The following is a 21181-nucleotide window of genomic DNA, read 5'->3' as shown; positions in this document are numbered from 1 at the left end:
TTTTGATTATTGCTGTGAGTTACAGTCAATAATTCCTATTAAATATGGTAGGGTTATAGACAGTGAACCAGAGCGCTCAGTTTTCCTCATGGACCATTTATCATGGTTTTTAGACGATAGTGATGGAGTTGGTATGAACCCAGTAGAGCAGTTTACCCCGAAAGAGCCGATTTTATTTAATCCTGTCGATATGCTATCGCCAGACTATATTGACCTGTCTGCAGATGAGCTGTATGCACGCATCTCACCGTTATATAGTGTTGATGAGCAGCGCTGGTTGTCTGACTTATTGCCACTTGCCAAACCGAGTGACGAAGAGCGTGAAGCTGCGAGTGACCAGACGCGCCAGCTGGTTGAGTATGTGCGTAATGATGGCAAAGCGATCAAAATGGTCGATTCATTATTACTTGAATACAGCCTTGATACGCAAGAAGGCATTTTGCTGATGAGTCTGGCTGAAGCCTTGATTCGGGTGCCAGACAACTATACAGCTGATGCGCTAATTCGTGACAAAATGAGTGTGGCAGATTGGAAAAAGCATTTAAAAGATGATAATGGTTTTATGGTCAATGCCTCGACGTGGGGCATGATGATGACCGGCCGTGTCGTCAGTATCGACAACGGCACGACTGCCTCAGGGTTTTTGGATCGAATGACCAAAAGAATGGGCGAGCCAATGATTCGGGCGGCGATGCAAAAAGCCATGCGTATTATGGGGCATCAGTTTGTCCTTGGTGAGACGATTGAAGACGCCAACAAAAACAGTCAGCCGTATCGTAATAAAGGCTATACCTATTCGTTCGATATGCTGGGTGAAGCGGCGATTACCCATAGAGACGCTGAAAAATACTTTAATGACTATTTGCATGCGATCAAAGCGACTGCCAATGTCAAAGTTCAAGAGGGTATGCCAAAGCCGTCTGTTTCTATCAAGCTGTCTGCACTGCATCCACGCTATGAAGCCACGCAAGAAGCTCAGGTGTTGGGATTATTGCGTCAGCGTTGCTTATTGCTGATCGAAGCAGCACGCGAAGTGGATGTGGATTTGAGCATCGATGCCGAAGAAGCCGATCGCCTTGAGATATCTCTAAAGCTGTTTGAGTCGCTCTATCGTGATTCGCTAACCGCTGGTTGGGATGGATTGGGCATAGTGGTGCAAGGTTACTCTAAGCGCGCCATTGCTATTTTTGCTTGGCTTGCACGCTTGGCAAAAGAAGTTGGCGATCGTATCCCGTTACGCTTGGTTAAGGGCGCTTATTGGGATACAGAGATTAAACTTGCTCAACAAAAAGGCTTGTCAGGATATCCCGTTTGGACGCGTAAAGAAGGCACGGACACCGCTTATTTAGCCTGTGCGCGCTTTTTGTTGTCTGAGCATCTGCGCGGACTTATTTGGCCACAATTTGCGACCCATAATGCTCATACTTTGGCATCAGTGATGACCATGAGTGCGCATAGAGATTTTGAATTTCAGCGTTTGCATGGCATGGGTGATGCGCTTTATGACCATATCTTACAAACATACAAGATCCCTGTTCGTATTTATGCCCCAGTTGGTGCGCACAAAGACTTACTGCCATATCTAGTACGTCGTTTACTCGAAAATGGTGCGAATAGCTCATTTGTGCATCAGTTGTTAGATAAGTCTTATCCGATTGATAAGCTGACGGTGCATCCGTATGACAAGCTAGTAGCGAATGATACGTTAAACAATCCAGAGATTCCGTTGCCTTTAGAGATTTATGGCGATCGCCGTGCCAGCTTTGGTCCCAATATATTTGTAGAGTCGCAGTGGCTATTATTCAAAGCCGCGATTGACAGTCATTTAACAAAGACATGGTCAGCGTCGCCTATCATCAATGGGCAAGCAATTCATGACTCTTCAGTGGATGGTAAAGCTCAAAAGCTTGATAGTCATACAGTGCGTGCGCCGTGGAATCATGAAGTTATCGCAGGCGACGTACAATACGCCAATGCAGACTTGGCGCGTCAAGCCATTGATGCCGCAGTAGCCGGACAAAGCGCGTGGCAGACAGTGCCAGCGGCGAAACGTGCGGAAATATTGCGCAAAACCGCTGACCTCTACGAAGAAAACTATGCTGAACTGATGGCATTGTGCCAAGTTGAAGCTGGCAAGACCATGCAAGACAGTATTGATGAGATCAAAGAAGCCGTTGATTTCTGCCGTTTTTATGCGGATGAAGCGGAACGCTTAGACGCAAAAGCGCATGAGTTTACCGACCTATCTGGCAAGCAGTCGCGCCAAGTGTATAAAGCGCGCGGCACCTTTGTATGCATTAGCCCTTGGAACTTCCCATTGGCTATTTATACCGGTCAGATTGTGGCAGCACTCGCCGCGGGTAATACCGTTGTCGCGAAACCTGCTGAGCAAACCAGTTTGATCGCGCATTTCGGTGCGCAGCTGATGTATCAAGCTGGGGTGCCAGTCGAGGCGCTACAGTTTGTCACTGGAGCAGGTGAAGTGGGTGGGGCATTAACCGCCGCTGACAATTTATCTGGTGTCATCTTTACTGGTTCGACCCAAACCGCGCAACGTATCAATCAAAGTCTAAATGATCATGCGCAAGCCAGCGGGGAGTTGCCTGTGTTTATCGCTGAGACAGGTGGTCAGAACGCCATGATTGTCGATTCGACAGCCTTGCCTGAACAAGTGGTCAGAGATGCCGTACTGTCTGCCTTTGGCTCGGCAGGTCAGCGTTGTTCAGCTTGTCGCATACTATGTGTACAAGAAGAAGTGGCTGATGAGTTGATTGAGCTACTGCAAGGCAATATGGCTGAGCTAGTCGTGGGTAACCCGCTGTATGCAGCTACCGATGTCGGCCCAGTCATTGATAATGATGCCAAGCAAGGTCTTGAGGCGCATATCGAACGTATGGTCGCTGAGCCAACGGCGAATATCTTGGCGCAGACACCGATGAGTGCCAGCTCGGTTGTGAGTCAAGAGCAGTCTACCTTTGTGTTACCAACCGCGATTGAAGTCAAAAGTATCGACGTGATTGGTGGTGAGCATTTCGGCCCGATATTACATGTGCTACGTTATCAAGCCCGTGATTTAAACAAGCTTATCGATGCTATCAATGCTACTGGCTTTGGCTTAACGCTAGGTATTCACAGCCGTATTGAAAATATTGTTGAGCATATTGAACGTCGTGCCTTTGTCGGTAATACCTATGTTAACCGTAACCAAATCGGTGCGGTCGTAAACGTCCAACCGTTCGGTGGCTGTGGTCTATCGGGTACGGGTCCAAAAGCGGGTGGTCCACATTACGTCGCCCGTCTCATGCAGCTAAGCTCTGAGTCAGTCGCTACTGAGCAAACAAGTGCTACTGAGAAAAACACTGCTACCAATACTAAAACTGAATCACTTACTCAACCAGAAATCGCATAAGGAGCAGCAACATGGCGACTGAATTTAAAAAAAATCATGCCCAGGTTTGTGAAGCTTGGCGATTACTTGGCGCAGTCAATCGTGCAACGTATCTACAAGCAGCCATCCCAAAACTGGCGCTGCTGACTGGTGATGTCAACAAGGCAAAGCGTCTATTCCATCATTTATTGAGCGCCGCGCCCAGTCTGGATGAAGTACAGCGTATGACGGGTGCAACGGGTGAGTCCAACGACTTATATGTCACTGGTCGTGGTAAGACGATGGTTATCGGCGGTGAGTCTGCGCGTGCAATGGCAGTACTTGGACAGCTAATCGCTGCATTATTGACGGGCAATGAAGTGATATTGCATTGTCCTAGTCAGGCTGAGATGTGTGATGAAGCAGCAAAAGTACTCTATGAAACTGGCATTAGCGATGATGTATTGAGTGTGGCTAATGATTCGCAAACGATCACGCTGTTATACATTGACCGTCTCGCGCAAGTTGCTGTTGCAGGTAATAACAGCGAAATACAGACAATCAGTCAAGAGCTTGCCAATACAGATGGTATTTTGACGCAAGTAATTGCTGTGACTGATATGGAAGGCATGTCAGAAATGCTAACGCCTGATTACCTTCATCGCTTTGTCACCGAGCGGGTAAGAACGATTAATACCACTGCTATTGGTGGTAATGCGAGCTTGCTTGAGCTTGGTACTTAGCCAAGGATTTAAGTAATGTCTGATGTCACAATAAAGACTCTAACTTAAAAAGTAATATGAATAAAAAACCGATATCTGAATCAATCAGGTATCGGTTTTCTCATGTCTAGATAAGCAAATTACGTGCAATTTTGTGCAAAGTTATTCAGCCGCGTCGATCCACACCCAGCCGTTCTCTAGCCATTCGCTCAAATCATCTGCATCAATATCCGTCACATCTTGGCTATTTAGGTGTTCGCCATTAGCCAAACGCACCAATACAGCGCCTGCTGCCTCGTCAAGCCCGTCAATGCGCTGACCATTTGCATATAGCGTAGTGCCCTCACTAGTCTGGCTATAGAGTAGACGATTGCTATAGTCCGCTTGCAACGTGGCACCTTCTGCTAGAGCTTGTATCAACTCATCGGTGTCTAACGTCTCTTCTGGCATCAGTGCATCATACTGGCGCTTGCTGACGACTTCAGACACTGCTTGGCGAATGATATCATCACCACGCTCAGACTGTAGCATTTGTAATAGCTGATCTTTGATGGCATTGATACTATCTGCTTGCAATTCACCTGATGCTTGCAGCGCTTGTGGCAACAGCATTGGGACAAATAAGTCGCTATCGTTGGTAGCGATATCAGCCAAGCTATCGATGATTTGCATTAAATTTGGACGACGACAGCCAAAAGAGAAAGTCAGGCAATCATCTTGTGCGACACCAAAGTGAGATAACTTAGGCGGCACATAAAGCACGTCACCGGCTTCTAGTATTTCATCAAATATAATCTCGCCCATATCATCAAACAATCGAATCGGCTCATCAGCGACGAACTCAGTATTTTTATCACAGAATTTACCCAGCTGCCAACGTCTAGACCCAAATCCTTGCGCTAAAAATACATCATAATCGTCATAATGTTTGCCGACTGAACCACCTTTTGGCGCATAGGAAACCATGATGTCATCACGTTGCCATTGCGGAATAAAGTCAAAGGCTTGCCACAATTGACCAAGTTCTGGTGACCACTGTTCCATATTCTGTACCAGCACGGTCCATTGATCGGGCAAGTTGTCAAAATCAGCCTCAACCAGTGGGCTTTTTTTGAGTTGCCATTGCGCTTGACCTTCTTTTTTACTGGCTGCTTGGGTCAGCAGACGCGCGCTGGCGTCTTCTTCAAGGGCTAGACCAAGCATGTCGTCAGGTTCAAACATGCCAATAAGTTGTGGTAAACCTTGCTTGATAAGCAATGGTTTTTTTTGCCAATACTCGCTCAAAAATTGCTCAGGAGTAATGGCGTCGGGCAAACAAAGGGGAATTGAGGTCATTGATAAGTCCATATCTGAAAATGGGTATAAGATTAATCGTGAGGAGTGCTTTATAGGAAGGTTCTAATAGTTTATGATTATCGCTTATCTGATAACCAGTCTTATTGACGTTAATTGCTACTTGTTAATGGTCAATATCAGAGCACCCCATCAATCGTAGGAAGTTTATGAAAAAATTACATTTTATCGTCATTATCGCTAGTATTTTTTTACTACAAGCCTGTGTACACAAGATAGTAACCGTACCAGCTAAAATCGCTTATAAAACCACTAAAGGTGTGGTTAAAGGTACCGTCGCTGTAGGTAAAGCCATCATACCGGGCGACAGTGATGACGACAAAAAAGATGATTAGTTTATTATTTGGCTGTTGTTTCTGGCTACTTGATCACGACATTATCGTGACGAATTTGAAATAGAGTAATCACCGCAGCAATCAGCCCACCGAGTAGTGCTAACGCCATGTCTTTGTGGGCATCCCAACTATCACCTTGCTGACCATTGTAAGCCTCTGCCGCTTCTGGCGATAAAGTCGCTGCAATTCCCCATTCTAATAGCTCGTAAAGCAGGCTTGATGACATATTAATCATGAGTGCAATGGCCATCAAAAGTTTGATGGATGATATCTTAAAAATAAATTTTGAGCTCTCAACCATCGCACTGAATAGCAAAAGCCCATAGCTAAAATGTACGAGCCTGTCATACATATTACGCTGCCAACCAAACAAATCGTTTAAGCTGACACCAAATATGAGCTGTGTCCAATCATCATAGGGCACATATGAATATAGATAACGTGCGCCTATAATATGAACGAATAGGAACATCGAAGCGAGGACATAGGAGCATGAGCTAATATGCCAGTAGCGATATGAGAACAGCATCAACCCTAAAAAAATCAAGGTACCCAACTGATGTAGTAGGTAGCTTGACCATTCTAGAGGCTCAATACTTGCCAGCACCATTACGATGAATACCGCAATGGTACTGACAGCTACTGATTTAAAGTTTTGCAATCCAATCTTTAATGGTAAGGGCTTGCTCAGTAGCATTACCAATATAAGTCGCTGGTGTCATGTCACGTAGGCGTGCTTTATCCGCATCGCTAACGGCAGACAACTCATCACTTTCAACAAACGTTAGCATGGCTTCGCGAGTCATGGCGTTCCCACGGGTCAATGCTTTAAGCTTCTCATATGGGTTTTCCACACGGTAGCGACGCATCACGGTTTGAATCGGCTCAGCCAATACTTCTTGTGCATTGTTTAAGTCGTCATTCAAACGCTGTGCATTCAATTCAAGTTTACCAACGCCTTTCAAGCAAGCGTCAAAAGCAATCATACTTTGCGCCAAACCAACACCGATATTACGCAGTACGGTTGAATCTGATAAATCGCGTTGCATACGTGAGATAGGCAGTTTTTCGCCCAAATGTGCCAACATCGCATTCGCAACGCCCAAGTTGCCTTCTGAGTTTTCAAAATCAATCGGGTTGACTTTATGCGGCATGGTAGAAGAACCCACTTCGCCGTCTTTTAGACGCTGTTTGAAATAGCCTAAGCTGATATATTGCCAAATATCACGGTTAAAATCGATCAAAATGGTATTGAAGCGTCTTACTACATCAAACAACTCAGCGATGTAATCATGCGGCTCAATTTGCGTGGTGTAAGGATTAAAGGCTAGCTCTAAACGCTCATTAATAAATTGCTCAGCATGCGTTTGCCAATCAACATCAGGATAAGCTGAGAAGTGCGCATTATAGTTACCGACAGCGCCATTGATTTTACCCAATAATTCTACTTGGTTGATTTGCTTGATTTGGCGCGCTAGGCGGTAGGCCACGTTTGCCATTTCTTTACCAAGGGTCGTGGGGCTAGCTGTTTGACCATGGGTACGTGACAGCATCGGCTGGTCTGCATGAGTAATAGCCAAATCAACGATGCTATCGGTCACTTGTTGCATCTTAGCAACTACAATCTCACGGCTGTCTTTCAGCATCAATGCATACGATAAGTTGTTGATATCCTCACTGGTACAGGCAAAGTGGATGAACTCAAGAGAATCAACCAAGGCGTCCTGACCACGGAATTTGTCTTTGATGAAGTACTCAACGGCTTTTACATCATGATTGGTCGTGGCTTCAATGTCTTTAATGGCTTGGGCATCTGCTTCACTAAAGTCATCAACGATTGCATTCAAAAAAGCATTGGTCTGGTCATCAAATGCTGCTAATTCACCAATTGCGCTGTTGTCAGCCAATGACTGCAACCAACGAATCTCAACGGTGACGCGAGCTTTGATTAGACCGAATTCAGACAAATAAGGACGTAAACTGTCAGCTTTTGATGCGTAACGGCCATCAATCGGGGAGAGTGCGGTAAGTGGAGTCATGGTCATGCCTCATTGGTTATGAAAGTGAACGAAGTTAAAAAATATTAAAATACAAGAAAAAATATGCTTAAAATCCGCAAGGCGCATCAATTGACGCAATCACGCCACCGCCTAAACAAACCTCATCAATATAAAAAACGGCTGACTGACCCGGAGTGACTGCGCGTTGTGGCTCGTCAAACACCACTTTTACCTCTAAACCTTTATCATCAATAGCAAATACATGACAGGCTTGATCTGGCTGGCGGTAGCGTGCTTTTGCCATACAGAGTAAACCCTCTGTGGTAAAAACTTCCGCAGGTGGTAGACCATCAACCCAATCCATTTTATAAGCGGTTAGCTCATTACTGAGCATCATTGGATGTTCGTGCCCTTGACCAACGATCAAACGGTTTTTGTCTAGGTCTTTTGCCAATACAAACCAAGGCTCTTCAGGACGATCTTTCACGCCGCCAATACCGATGCCGCCACGTTGTCCTAAGGTGTAATACATTAAGCCATCATGAGTACCGATGGTATGCCCATCGTCAGTCACGATATCACCTTTTTGGGCAGGCAGGTATTGTTGTAAAAAGTCCTTAAAACGGCGCTCACCGATGAAGCAGATACCTGTAGAGTCTTTCTTTTTGGCAGTCGCCAAATCATGCTCTTCTGCAATCTGACGTACGACAGGTTTTTCGAGCTCGCCAACTGGAAATAACGTCTTGGCAATTTTATCGCCACCAACCGCATGTAAGAAGTAACTTTGGTCTTTGTTATTATCCAAGCCGCGTAATAGCTGAGCGACCTCATCACCATCGGCATTGGTATAATTCATACTGCGGCGCGTATAGTGACCAGTAGCGATGTAGTCGGCACCAAGCGTCAAAGCATAGTCTAAGAACGCCTTAAACTTAATCTCTTTATTACATAAAATATCAGGATTGGGAGTGCGTCCAGCTTTATATTCCGCTAAAAAATGCTCAAAAACCCGATCCCAATATTCCATGGCAAAATTGGCAGTGTGCAGCTTCATACCTATTTTATCGCATACCGCTTGCGCGTCGGCCAAATCGTCCATCGCTGTACAGTATTCCGTACCGTCATCTTCTTCCCAGTTTTTCATAAACAGACCCTCGACCTTAAAGCCTGCTTGCTGAAGCAAGACGGCCGATACGGAAGAGTCGACCCCGCCTGACATACCGACAATCACATGCTTGCTGCTAGGATTATCGATATCGGCAAGCGTTAAAGTACGCTGGGCGTTAAAAGAATCAGAAACGGGTATGCTTGAAGTATTTGGCATGACTGACATAGAGCGGCTCAACTTTTTATACCTTATCCAAATTTGAACGACTACTGAAATTAATGTAACCCCTAGGGTAACAGGCTTAGCGATTTGATAATCTCAGCTTATCTTTTGGACTTATCTCTTAGACTGGGTATTATGATAAAATAAGCGTCATATTATACCAGTTAATTAAAACTGGTGGCGAGCTAAGCGGTCTTACCGTCAGAAAATAGCTTTAAAAATTCAGATAGTGGTTTTCAATTATTTTAATCACGCTCAATTTGGAACAATAATGATAAAAATTGGTCAAGGTATTGACGTTCATGCTTTTCATAATAATGGTCAGCAGCAGCAATATGTCATATTAGCAGGTGTGCCCATTGAGCATACTCACAGTTTGCTGGCGCATTCTGATGGAGATGTAGTGCTACACGCCCTCGCGGATGCGCTGCTTGGTGCACTGGCACTTGGTGATATCGGTCAGCATTTCCCTGATACCGATGCGGCGCATGCAGGCTTGGATTCACGAGTTTTGCTACGTTATGTCTATGGTAAAGTACAAGAAGCAGGGTATCGGCTAGGCAATGCTGATATCACCGTAATGTGCGAACGTCCAAAGCTGGCGCCGCACAGTCAAGCCATGCGTGACAACATCGCCAGTGATTTACATACTGATATTGGAAATATCAGCGTTAAGGCTACCACCACTGAAAAACTAGGCTTTACCGGTCGGCAAGAAGGCATCATGGCTAATGCCGTGGTATTATTAGTTCCTGCCATCTAACCTAACGTCATCGAACCTAGCTAGAGAGCGATTGACTAAAAGAATGATTGGCTGAACCGATATGTAGATTTTGCTTGTAATACTATGGCGATTGCCCCATATCTTCATATAATTATTTTGTTATATAAATAACCGTTTTAATGAACCGCTTTATCAATAGGAGCTTTTATGAGTGAACAAACCCCAAATACTGCTGCAAACGATGTTGAACAATTGATCCGTGATCAAATCAAAGATAATAAAGTTATCTTATACATGAAAGGCACGCCGCAATTTCCACAATGTGGCTTTTCTGCTAAATCGATTGAGGTTCTTACTCAGATCGGTCGTCCGTTTGCCTTTGTAAATATTTTAGAAAACCCAGAAATCCGTGCAACGTTGCCAAAAGTTGCCAATTGGCCAACGTTCCCGCAGTTATGGATTGATGGCGAGTTGATGGGCGGATCAGATATCATTTTGCAGATGTATCAATCAGGTGAGCTTAAGCCGTTGGTTGAAGCAAACAGCCCTGCTGCCTAATATTTAAGCGCTTTTATTGGACTGTATTAATGTCTAAATAATCGTCGCATAATAATGACGCACAGCGAATCCGAGTAGCCTCTCTTAACAGATTGGACTGGCTGCTCGGGTTTTTTATTGTCTATGCAATTGATTGTTTTTATAGGTTTTAACCCCATATAGTGTTCAAGATAAACCCAGTTTACATAATAAGAGAGCCTTATGAATACTAAATTAAATAATAATGAACTCACTGAACCACAAGCGGCTGATCAAGAAAATGACCAAAAAGATAAGCAGCAAGAAGCCGCCGAGCAAGCTGCGATTGAAAAGCGCCGTGACTACTTAAAAAGTGAATCGACGCGCATTACAGAAATTGCAGGTAACGAGCCAAATTCAGCACTCAAATGTATTCATCAGCTTAGTGTGGCAGGCGGCGCGACAGAAGCGACGTATATTGCTATCGAACAGCGCATTGTCGCTGATCAAGATACGGCAGGTGCTTACCATTTAGCTTTGCTGGCACAAAACACGCCAGATCTACCGATTGACGCGCGCCAGCTTATTGAGCTGGTTGTCAATAAAGGGGATAACGATCAGCGCTTGGCACTACTTAAGAACTTACCATTGCCGCCAGTAGATATGATTAAAGAACAGATTTTAGCCAGTGACGATGGTGATGCCATTGGTTTGATGAATGCATATTTACAGATCAATCCAGAGGGTTATGGTAGCCATCATATGCTGGGTAGTGGTCAGGCAGATCGTATTGTACCGCTGAGTCCTGGTAACAGCTTAGACCTGAAGTAATCATGATAATTTAGCATTTGCGAGAAAGTGCTCATGGGTTAAAGGGTACTGCGAAAGCTTAATTTCAATAGTTTTTGCAGTAACGTTTTTTAAGCATCAAAAAATTGTTATAATGATGGGTTATCTATTAAGCTCCTTTTTTTTCTAAAGGTCTTTAGCGATTTACCTTATCCGTTCTTAAAATACGATTGACGCCTATTTATCACGCGACAAGTTATGGTCAATAATCCATAACTTGTCGCCAGAAATATCGTCATTCAAGCGAGGCATGCATGCAATATCCAAAACATTACGACGTGGTAGTTATCGGTGGCGGTCATGCCGGTACGGAAGCTGCCTTGGCAGCCGCACGTATGGGCGCGCAGACCTTGCTGTTGACGCATAATATTGAGACGTTGGGGCAGATGAGCTGTAATCCAGCGATTGGTGGAATTGGTAAATCACACTTGGTACGTGAGATTGATGCGTTGGGCGGTGCCATGGCGCTAGCAACTGATAAAGCGGGTATTCAGTTTCGCGTATTGAACAGCCGTAAAGGTGCTGCCGTACGCGCGACACGTGCGCAAGCGGATCGTATTCTTTATAAAGCCTCTATCCGTCATACATTAGAGAACCAGCCTAACCTGGATTTATTTCAGCAAGGTGCTGATGATATTTTGGTAGAAAATGGTCGCGCAACGGCGGTTGTCAGCTCGACAGGCATTATCTTTAAGACTGAAACAGTGGTTTTGACTTCAGGCACCTTCTTAGGCGGTGTTATTCACATCGGACTTGAAAACTCAAAGGGTGGACGCGCAGGAGATCAACCGTCTATCAAGCTGGCTGATCGTTTACGTGAATTAAAATTACCCGTTGGTCGCTTAAAGACAGGCACGCCCGCACGTATCGATGCACGTAGCGTTGACTTTAGTGTGATGACGGTACAGCCGGGTGATACACCGTTGCCAGTGATGAGCTATATGGGTGATGTATCCATGCATCCTGAGCAGGTCAACTGCTATATCACGCATACCAATGCGCGCACTCATGACATCATCCGTGAGAATTTAGACCGCTCACCGATGTTCTCTGGCAAAATCGAAGGGGTTGGTCCACGTTATTGCCCATCGATTGAAGACAAAATCCATCGTTTTGCGGATAAAGACAGCCATCAGATATTTATCGAGCCAGAAGGTCTGACCACGCACGAGCTATATCCAAACGGTATCTCAACCAGTTTGCCGTTTGATGTGCAGTTAGACTTTATTCATAGTATGAAAGGGTTAGAAAATGCGCATATTACCCGTCCAGGTTATGCGATTGAATATGATTATTTTGATCCGCAAAACTTGAAGCCAACGCTTGAGACCAAGTCTATTGATCGTTTATACTTTGCTGGTCAAATCAACGGAACGACTGGCTACGAAGAAGCGGGCGTGCAGGGTCTACTAGCAGGTACTAATGCGGCACTCGTCACCACTAATAATAGTGAGTTTGAGACGTGGACACCGCGCCGCGATGAAGCGTATCTTGGTGTGCTTGTCGATGATTTGATTACCCATGGAACGACTGAGCCATATCGCATGTTCACGAGCCGCGCAGAATATCGCCTACTGCTACGTGAAGACAATGCAGATCAACGCTTAACTGAGACGGGTCGTAAGCTTGGCTTGGTAGATGATGTGCGCTGGCAGGCTTATCAAGAAAAAATGGAAGCGATTACGACAGAGACTTCACGTCTAAAAGACATGTGGGCAACACCTTCTAATGCGCTAGGTAAACAAGTCACTGAGCAAACTGGTGAAGTGCTCTCTAAAGAATCGACAGCCTTTGATTTGCTTAAGCGTCCGCAGATTCACTTTGCTGATATAGCTGCTATTACAGACTCAAAAGTCGACACACAGGTGGGTGAGCAGATAGAGATTTCTGTCAAATACGCAGGTTATATCGATCGTCAGCAAGAAGACATCGATCAAATGAAGCGTCTAGAAAATACAGCTTTGCCGTTAGACTTTGATTATAGTGTGGTGTCAGGTCTATCAAACGAGATAGTACAGAAACTTACGCAAGTCCGTCCTGCCACGTTGGCTCAAGCTGGACGTGTGAGCGGCGTTACGCCTGCTGCCATACAGCTCTTGGCAATGACGGTCAAAAAACACAAAAAAGCGAAAGCGGCTTTGGGCTCTTAAACTTAGCACAATCACGCATATAGAGTACAAAAAAACCCGTGATAATACGTTATCACGGGTTTTTATTTGTCAAAAATACAGTTGCCATTAAAAGAAAACGACACAACCTTGTTTTACAGGCTACTTTGTCTCTATACTGGGTCAGAGAGTTTCATTATTACTTGTTAATTTATCTCGTTGATGTCCATATTATGATGGGCTTGTCATCGAATTGAGCCTATTTATGATTGATGCTATTGTCTTTGCCATTACTATTGTCCTGCCCAACCTTGCCTTGATGTGGTTGGGTTTTTTTATGCAAAGACGTGGTGAGGCAAGCCAAACGTTTATTGACCAAGCATCGAGCTTTGTCTTTAATTACTGTTTGCCGTGTTTGCTTTTTTTTAGCGTTGTCGATAGTGATGTCGATTACAGCAAACAAATCACGCTGATAGTGGCTGGTATTTTGGTGACATTTATTTTGTTTATTGGTGCAGAGATTTACGCCAAATATTTTGTGAGCAAACCAGCTGACCAAGGGGTGTTTGTACAAGGCATATTTCGGAGCAATATGGCCATTATTGGACTGGCAACGGTGGCTAATGCCTATGGGGAGCGGGGCTTAAGTATCGGCGCAGTCTATATGGGTGTGGTCACGATATTGTTTAATATCTTAGCGGTTATAACCCTCAGTCGCGTGTCTAAAAGCATGGATGATACGTGGGTTAGTCGCAGTACCATGATTGTCAAAAAGCTGTTTACCAACCCATTGATCATCGCATTAGTAGCGGCATTTGCTTATAAGGCATTACCGCTACCACCTATTACAGGTGTGATTCATACGACTGGTGATTTACTCGCCGCGGTGGCATTGCCGTTAGCCTTGATTTGCGCCGGTGCCAGTATTGATTTGAAGTCAATGCTGCACCCTTCTGGGTTGTCCATGCAGGCCAGTATCGGTCGTATTGTCATTGCGCCATTGATCGCCATCGCTATTGGATTGGGTTTTGGTCTATCAGGTGTGCATATGGGTGTATTGTTTTTGATGGCAGCCTCACCCACAGCTGCCGCCAGCTACGTGATGGCAAAAGCCATGGGTGGCAATGATGTGTTAGCGGCGAATATCTTAGCTTTTACCACCGTCGTAGGCATGTTTGGAATGGCGATTGGCGCGGCAACGTTGCGTGCATTGGGGCTGATGTAGCACCCGTTTTAACATGATAAGATAAGAGACGAGTTCAATAATAAAAATCCAAAGAGGAGCCATGTCAATGCAATTATTAAATCAAGCGGTAGTGACCGAACATCTCAATATGCAAGCTGCGATTGAGGCGATTGAAACCTTATTAACTCAGCAAGCAGCACATCCTAATTGGGTTAAAGCACCTGAGCGCTTGGTTATTGAGACCTTTAGTGAAGATAAGAGTCACAGCTCAGGCTCGCATTTATCAATGCCAGCGACTATTTATGATGGTGACCAAGAGTACACCACGGTGAAGCTAGTCACCATTTGCCCTGATAATCCCAGTCGTAATATGCCAACGACCACCGCTATCATCACTGTCTCCAACAATGATACAGGTGAGATATTAGCGATTATGGATGGCATCTATATTACGCAAGTGCGTACGGCCGCCTTATCAGGTATAGCAACCAAATACATGGCAAAGTCTGATTGCCAAAGTGTGGCGGTTGTCGGTTGTGGCGGTATGGCTTATGAGCAGCTGCATGCTGTAATGACAGTGCGCCCTGATATTAAAAAAGTGTATTTATGGAACAGAAACAATGAAGGTGCTGAGCAATTTAAGACTAAATTTGCTCGTGATTATGCGCAGTGGGACGTTGAGATTCAGGTTTGCAAAGAGATCGGTGAAGCTATCCGTGATGCCGATATTATCAACGTAGCGACTCGCGCAACCGAAGGTCTATTTGGCATCGAACAAATTAAATCTGATGCACATATCAATGCCGTTGGTGCTTATCAGCCCTCGATGAAAGAGATTAGCAATGATGTGGTAGCAGGTAGCAATACGGTCGTCGTGGATGATTTGGCTGGTAGTCGTCACGAGGCTGGCGATTTGATTCAAGCGCATAATGCTTCTGACTGCTCATGGACATGGGATGACCTTAGTGGAGATTTACAAGCACTGGTAACAGGCGAGCTAAAAGAAGATATGACTAAGTCTAAAAAAGGCATCACCCTATTTAAATCAGTAGGTGCCGCCAGTTTCGATGCGGCAGTCGCTCTGTATATTGCCAAGCAGGCTGTGCAAAAAAATATCGGCTCATCAGTTGATTGGTAATACTGTTTATCACAGAACAATTGGCAAAAGTGCTATACCTTAATCAGCAATAAAAAAGCCCCCTTTTCAAATAAGAAAAGGGGGCTTTTGACATTAGCTTTAGTTATCTCTATCGCGTTTATCTTCACGGCGCTGCTTGCGTTTTGGACTGGTACGATACGTTAAATACCCACCAACGACCATAACAGCGATGAACGCTATAATGTACAAAAATATTGACGAACCAATAAAGGCAGACGGTTCCATAACCATAATCTCATTAAAAGTTATGAATAATTATGCAAGTGCGGCTGCCGATTGTAAAGTAAATAAGTTTAGCTCAGGTGTAAGTTCAAGTGAACGCAAACGTGCTGCTTGATCATAGACGTTTGCAGTGACAATCAACTCATCTGGCTGATATTGGGCAAGGAACTTAGCCAATTTGGGCTTGACCGTTTCAACAGAGCCAATGAACGAGATCGATAGCGCATTGTCCACCATCATTTTCTCGGCTTGACTCCAGATGCTATCCATATCGTAAGTTGGTTTTGGCATTTGACCCGTTTCACCACGGCGCAAGCGTACGAAGCTCTGCTGCGCTGAGGTAAAGTGATAATGGGCAGTCGCATCGTCATCAGCCAAGAGTAAGTTCGCTGCTACCATCACATATGGCTTGTCTAAATAAGCTGACGGCTTGAACTGTTCACGATAAGTAGAGATTGCCTGACTAAGCATTTGCGGTGCAAAGTGGGAAGCGAACACGTAAGGCAGTCCTAAATGTGCGGCCAATGTCGCCCCAAAAAGCGATGAGCCTAATATCCAGATAGGAATATTTGATTTAGCGCCAGGGAATGCTTGGACAGGACTGTTGTCAGTCGTATTGCCTAAAAAGTACATTAATTCCTGTACATCTTGTGGAAAACGATCAGCATCTTGCATTTGACGGCGTAGTGCCTGAAAAGTCGCGCCATCTGTACCAGGAGCACGTCCTAAACCTAAGTCGATACGGTCGCCATAGAGCGCTTGTAACGTCCCGAATTGCTCAGCAATCACCAGTGGAGCATGGTTAGGAAGCATCACACCACCAGCTCCGATACGTATGCGCTTGGTTTGACTGCCGATATGCGCTAGTAGTACTGAGGTCGCCGCACTCGCAATGCCAGGCATGTTGTGATGTTCTGCCATCCAATAACGGTTTAAGCCGACTTTTTCTGCAAGCTGTGCGGTCTCAATCGTCTGGGCGATACCTTCAGCAATGGTATGACCTTCAGGAACGGGGGCTAAGTCTAAAAAAGATAAGGGAATGGTATTACTCATAGATCACCTGTTTTATAAAGTTAAAAGCATTCATGGTCGTTCTGACAGTCTTATATAGGCTGTTTATAGCAACCATTGAACGCTTGTCACTTCATATAATGGGGTAGTTATTATGGATATAAAGGCAGATGTAAATAAGGATAACAAAAAAAGGCATCGCTATTTGATGATAGCGATGCCTTTTCTTCTTTAAGTAAATGTCATTTTAGCTGAGCTTATGGAACTGAATTTACTGTGCTGAGCCTGAGCCTACTGGCTAAACTGCTTTTGGCATAATTCCATAAAAGCGCGCCCATATTGGCGAATTTCGGCATCGTCACGTACGGCCATCCAACTGGTAAAGCGGCCAAAATGATCTACTGGAATAGCTGTTAAGTTCTGATAGTGACTTGGCTCAAAAGCCATTTCTGCGATAATACCAATCCCTAAACCAAGACCAACATAAGTGCTGATCACATCGGCATCGAGTGCTGCTAAAACGATGTCTGGCTCAAGACCTGCATCTGTAAATGTTTTATCAATCGCACCGCGTCCGGTAAAACCACCGTGATAGGTAACAATTGGATAGCTGGCGAGGGTCGGCAAATCAATAGATTCGTAACTGGCAAGCTCATGATCGCTTGGCACGATAACGCGATGTGTCCAGTCATAATAGCGATAACAGCGCAGATAGTTATTATGGAGCAACGACTCGGTTGCAATACCGATGTCAGCTTGCCCACGTATCACCATCTGGGCGATGGTCTCAGGATCCGCCTGTTGCAAGATTAGATTCACTTTAGGAAAGCGTTCTTTAAACTCTTTGACCACTTGCGGCAACACGTAACGCGCCTGCGTATGGGTGGTAGCAATGGTTAAGGTACCGACATTGGGGTTGTTAAAATCGAGGCTTAGATTCTCAATCGTACGGATTTCAGCAAAGATGGACTCGATATGCGGCATGAGCGCTGTGCCCATGGTCGTCAGACCGGTCAAGCGCTTGCCTTGACGCACGAACACTTCAGTTTTTAGTTGGTTTTCAAGCGCTGCGATATGCTTGGATAAGCTTGACTGACTGGTGTGCAGTACCGTTGCCGCTTGACTTAGGTTATAGCCATTGATCACCGTATGCCACACCGTCTCCAACTGCTTGAGTTGAATTTGCAAGTGCCGCTGATTGACCACTACGTCGATTGCCATAACTGAATCCTATTGTATAAATATACAAATCCTGTTTGTATATAGAAATAAAAACGAACAAATATGCCGTAAGCGACCAGTGTAAATCAAATCTATTATTCTTGTATATAATAAATAGCTATGAATTAATAATAATTAGGAATATAGAAGTTATAATCTAATTGCTATAGTCAGTGAAAAGTAATATCGATACATGACGCACTGCTGATATCAATTTTGCTTTCTTGCTGTACCTGTGCCGACAGAGGCTACAAAAAATTAATATCAGCAGTATCGTAGCGTTTTTAGGGTATTGTGACTATAACTAGGGCATGTCATCAATTAGCACATTGATACATTTAGTGGTCTTAAAATGGCTAAATTTTGCCAAACATCGTCAGCAATCTTGTCAATATGTTCATATTTACGGCAATTTCTTCCTTGTTTGGCTGCAATTTTTCTCATTTTAAGCCTCACAATCTAAATGATGACACGCCCTAGTTTTGAAATTGCAATAAAAGCGCATTATTCAACAAAAAAACAGCCACCTTTTAAAAGATAGCTGTTTGTAGAGTTTGGATTTAATCCGTACCGTCAACCTTAATAAATAGCGTCAGACTAAGTACAAAAGGCTAGTCAGCGATATCAAAACGATCGGCATTCATGACCTTGTTCCAAGCACGAACGAAATCACGAACGAACTTCTCTAAATTATCGTCTTGCGCGTATAGCTCAGCATAAGCGCGTAGTATAGAGTTTGAACCAAACACTAAGTCCACACGGCTCGCTTGCCATTTTATCTTGCCAGTACTGCGTTCGCGTACTTCATAGTTACCGGCAGTATCATCACCTGTTTTTACAGGGTGCCACGTGTGGTTCATGTCTGTTAAGTTGACAAAGAAGTCGTTGGTAAGTACGCCAGCACGGTCAGTAAAGACGCCATGTTGGCTTTGACCATGATTGGTATCGAGAACTCGCATACCACCAACCAATACCACCATTTCAGGCGCGGTCAAGCCCATTAGTTGAGTGCGATCAAGCAGCATCTCTTCAGGCGATACCGCATAGTCTCGCTTGACCCAATTACGATAACCATCGTGTAAAGGCTCCAAATCTGCAAAAGATTCAGCGTCGGTCATGTCACCATCAGCATCACCGCGGCCTGCTTTGAATGGTACAGTAACGTCTACGCCGGCCTCGTTCGCTGCTTGTTCGATACCGGCATTACCAGCCAACACAATAAGATCAGCCAAACTGACATCTTTGTCAAAACCAGCTTGAATGCGTGTCAATGTCTCAAGCACGCGTTGTAATTGCTCAGGCTCATTGCCTGTCCAGTCTTTTTGCGGAGCCAAACGAATGCGTGCACCATTTGCACCACCGCGATAGTCTGAAGCACGGAATGTGCGAGCACTATCCCAAGCGGTAATGATTAACTCACGGCGGCTCAGATCGCTGTCTAATATTTGTGATTTTAGCGTCGCAATATCATCAGCAGTTAGGTCAGCATTTCCTGTTGGAATAGGGTCTTGCCATACAAAGTCTTCGATTGGCACGTCTGCACCTAAGTAGCGAGCTTTAGGACCTAAATCACGGTGAGTCAGCTTGAACCATGCTTTGGCAAATACTTCATCAAAATATTCAGGGTTTTGATGGAACTTCTCTGAAATCTCAAGATAGACAGGATCTTTAATCAAGGCCATATCCGCATCGGTCATGATTGGATTACGACGAACGCTTGGATCATGAGCATCTAACGGACGATCTTCTTCTTTGATATCCGTTGGTTCCCACTGCCACGCGCCTGCTGGGCTTTTGGTCAACGCCCAGTTTTGGTTTAAGAGTAACTCAAAGTAGCCATGATCCCATTGGGTAGGATTGGTCGTCCATGCACCTTCGATACCACTTGAGACGGTATCACCTGCATTGCCATTGCCTTTAGGGTTGCGCCAGCCTAGACCTTGTTCTTTGACATCGGCAGCTTCTGGCTCATCTTCTAATATCGTCGCATCACCATTACCATGACATTTACCAACGGTATGTCCGCCAGCTGTCAAAGCCACAGTTTCTTCATCATTCATCGACATACGAGCAAAGGTGGTACGCATATCTTGCGCTGTTTTGAGCGGGTCAGGGTTGCCATCGACCCCTTCAGGGTTCACATAGATCAAGCCCATTTGCACTGCTGCTAGTGGGTTTTCGAGTGATGCACGGTCTTCATCGCTGTCATAACGGTTTTCGGTAGCAGCAAGCCATTCACGCTCAGAACCCCAGTAGATGTCTTTTTCTGGATGCCAGATATCAGCGCGGCCACCAGCGAAACCTAAGGTTTTAAAGCCCATAGATTCATAAGCCATGTTACCTGCCAAAATCATCAAATCAGCCCAAGATAATTTATTGCCATATTTTTTCTTAATTGGCCACAATAGACGACGGGCTTTATCAAGGTTGACGTTATCAGGCCAGCTGTTCAATGGTGCAAAGCGTTGGTTACCAGTGTTAGAGCCGCCGCGACCATCAGCACCGCGATAGGTACCAGCTGAATGCCATGCCATACGAATCATCAAGCCACCATAGTGACCCCAATCGGCTGGCCACCATTCTTGTGACTCAGTCATTAGGTTTTTTAAATCAGTTTTGACAGCTTCTAAATCAAGCTGCTTAAAAGCTTCAGCATAATCAAACTCTTCACCCATTGGATCAGTTTTTTTGTCTTGCTGATGCAATATGTCTAGGTTTAGGCTGTTTGGCCACCAATCAGTTGCAGCAGAGGCAGTGGTAGTATGTGCTTGATGCATAACTGGACAGCCGCCCATACTAGGTCGCTGCGGTGCATGCGTATGATCGACGTTTTCACTATGAATCGTCGGTCCCTTATCATCACCTTGATCATAGGTCGTGTTAGTTGGTGCATTATTGTCTCCGTGGTTTACGGGACAACCGGCAGTATCCTGCGCTGTGTTTTTGTCAGTTATGTTATTGGTTGAGTCGGACATGTTATAACTCCTAGGTTGTGATAATAAAAAGAAAAAACAGTTAATCGAGATAATCATTGTTTATACATAGAGCATAGCGAAGCTCTATATATTTATAAAACTA

At 44.8% G+C, this 21181-nt stretch carries 17 protein-coding genes; 9 read left to right on the top strand and 8 right to left on the bottom strand.

Annotated elements, in window-relative coordinates:
- Positions 1 to 133: 133 nt before the first annotated feature.
- Both putA and J5X94_RS06260 read left to right on the top strand, forming a co-directional pair.
- Positions 134 to 3409: a bifunctional proline dehydrogenase/L-glutamate gamma-semialdehyde dehydrogenase PutA gene (gene putA, locus J5X94_RS06265; RefSeq protein WP_210540825.1), complete on the top strand. Its 3276-nt coding sequence runs from the start codon at positions 134 to 136 to the stop codon at positions 3407 to 3409.
- Positions 3410 to 3420: 11 nt separating this feature from the next.
- Positions 3421 to 4110, top strand: a complete 690-nt coding sequence (locus J5X94_RS06260; RefSeq protein WP_194619878.1) for a 1-pyrroline-5-carboxylate dehydrogenase — start codon at positions 3421 to 3423, stop codon at positions 4108 to 4110.
- Positions 4111 to 4251: 141 nt separating this feature from the next.
- On the opposite strand, the gene J5X94_RS06255 is transcribed toward J5X94_RS06260, so the two are convergent.
- Entirely contained in the window at positions 4252 to 5424 is a 1173-nt protein-coding gene (locus J5X94_RS06255; protein WP_194619876.1) for a cupin domain-containing protein, read from the bottom strand.
- 167 nt (positions 5425 to 5591) lie between these two features.
- Here J5X94_RS06255 and J5X94_RS06250 point away from each other — a divergent pair, with 167 nt between their 5' ends.
- Positions 5592 to 5777, top strand: a complete 186-nt coding sequence (locus J5X94_RS06250; RefSeq protein WP_010201200.1) for an NF038104 family lipoprotein — start codon at positions 5592 to 5594, stop codon at positions 5775 to 5777.
- A 25-nt stretch (positions 5778 to 5802) separates the two neighbouring features.
- Here J5X94_RS06250 and J5X94_RS06245 read toward each other — a convergent pair whose 3' ends face one another.
- The 3 genes from J5X94_RS06245 to mnmA all read right to left on the bottom strand — a co-directional run bounded on the left by J5X94_RS06245 (position 5803) and on the right by mnmA (position 9101).
- Positions 5803 to 6438: a DUF2238 domain-containing protein gene (locus tag J5X94_RS06245; protein ID WP_227669934.1), complete on the bottom strand. Its 636-nt coding sequence runs from the start codon at positions 6436 to 6438 to the stop codon at positions 5803 to 5805.
- Positions 6425 to 7816, bottom strand: a complete 1392-nt coding sequence (gene purB / locus J5X94_RS06240; RefSeq protein ID WP_210540643.1) for an adenylosuccinate lyase — start codon at positions 7814 to 7816, stop codon at positions 6425 to 6427. The genes J5X94_RS06245 and purB overlap by 14 nt, the downstream gene beginning before the upstream one ends.
- Before the next feature lie 67 nt (positions 7817 to 7883).
- Positions 7884 to 9101 carry a tRNA 2-thiouridine(34) synthase MnmA gene (gene mnmA / locus J5X94_RS06235; RefSeq protein WP_416346171.1) on the bottom strand — a complete coding sequence of 406 codons (1218 nt, stop codon included), beginning with the start codon at positions 9099 to 9101 and terminating at the stop codon, positions 7884 to 7886.
- A 277-nt stretch (positions 9102 to 9378) separates the two neighbouring features.
- Between mnmA and ispF the strand changes: the two genes are divergently transcribed.
- From ispF to J5X94_RS06205, 6 genes are all read left to right on the top strand, one after another.
- The gene (ispF, locus tag J5X94_RS06230) at positions 9379 to 9870 is read left to right on the top strand and encodes a 2-C-methyl-D-erythritol 2,4-cyclodiphosphate synthase (protein WP_194619872.1); all 492 of its coding nucleotides are present in this window, start codon (positions 9379 to 9381) and stop codon (positions 9868 to 9870) included.
- A gap of 168 nt (positions 9871 to 10038) precedes the next feature.
- The gene (gene grxD / locus J5X94_RS06225) at positions 10039 to 10389 is read left to right on the top strand and encodes a Grx4 family monothiol glutaredoxin (RefSeq protein WP_010201219.1); all 351 of its coding nucleotides are present in this window, start codon (positions 10039 to 10041) and stop codon (positions 10387 to 10389) included.
- A 201-nt stretch (positions 10390 to 10590) separates the two neighbouring features.
- A complete protein-coding gene (locus J5X94_RS06220) occupies positions 10591 to 11178 on the top strand; it encodes a hypothetical protein (RefSeq protein ID WP_228293179.1) in 588 nt (195 codons plus the stop codon).
- A 272-nt stretch (positions 11179 to 11450) separates the two neighbouring features.
- Positions 11451 to 13346: a tRNA uridine-5-carboxymethylaminomethyl(34) synthesis enzyme MnmG gene (gene mnmG / locus J5X94_RS06215; RefSeq protein WP_210540642.1), complete on the top strand. Its 1896-nt coding sequence runs from the start codon at positions 11451 to 11453 to the stop codon at positions 13344 to 13346.
- 223 nt (positions 13347 to 13569) lie between these two features.
- Positions 13570 to 14529 carry an AEC family transporter gene (locus J5X94_RS06210; RefSeq protein ID WP_210540641.1) on the top strand — a complete coding sequence of 320 codons (960 nt, stop codon included), beginning with the start codon at positions 13570 to 13572 and terminating at the stop codon, positions 14527 to 14529.
- Positions 14530 to 14596: 67 nt separating this feature from the next.
- The gene (locus J5X94_RS06205; protein ID WP_210540640.1) at positions 14597 to 15628 is read left to right on the top strand and encodes an ornithine cyclodeaminase family protein; all 1032 of its coding nucleotides are present in this window, start codon (positions 14597 to 14599) and stop codon (positions 15626 to 15628) included.
- A gap of 99 nt (positions 15629 to 15727) precedes the next feature.
- On the opposite strand, the gene J5X94_RS06200 is transcribed toward J5X94_RS06205, so the two are convergent.
- The 4 genes from J5X94_RS06200 to katG form a co-directional block, all read right to left on the bottom strand.
- Entirely contained in the window at positions 15728 to 15874 is a 147-nt protein-coding gene (locus J5X94_RS06200; protein WP_189584903.1) for a hypothetical protein, read from the bottom strand.
- Between the two features lie 30 nt (positions 15875 to 15904).
- A complete protein-coding gene (locus tag J5X94_RS06195) occupies positions 15905 to 16924 on the bottom strand; it encodes an LLM class flavin-dependent oxidoreductase (protein WP_210540639.1) in 1020 nt (339 codons plus the stop codon).
- A 249-nt stretch (positions 16925 to 17173) separates the two neighbouring features.
- Positions 17174 to 18103 carry a LysR substrate-binding domain-containing protein gene (locus J5X94_RS06190; protein WP_010201236.1) on the bottom strand — a complete coding sequence of 310 codons (930 nt, stop codon included), beginning with the start codon at positions 18101 to 18103 and terminating at the stop codon, positions 17174 to 17176.
- Between the two features lie 611 nt (positions 18104 to 18714).
- Entirely contained in the window at positions 18715 to 20898 is a 2184-nt protein-coding gene (gene katG / locus J5X94_RS06185) for a catalase/peroxidase HPI (RefSeq protein ID WP_210540822.1), read from the bottom strand.
- Positions 20899 to 21181 lie beyond the last annotated feature (283 nt).

Origin of the sequence: Psychrobacter sp. K31L, assembly GCF_017942195.1 — a bacterium.
Taxonomy (GTDB): Bacteria; Pseudomonadota; Gammaproteobacteria; order Pseudomonadales; family Moraxellaceae; genus Psychrobacter; species Psychrobacter glaciei.
Note: the sequence above shows the minus strand (reverse complement) of the source record. Positions and strands in the feature narration are given on the sequence as shown.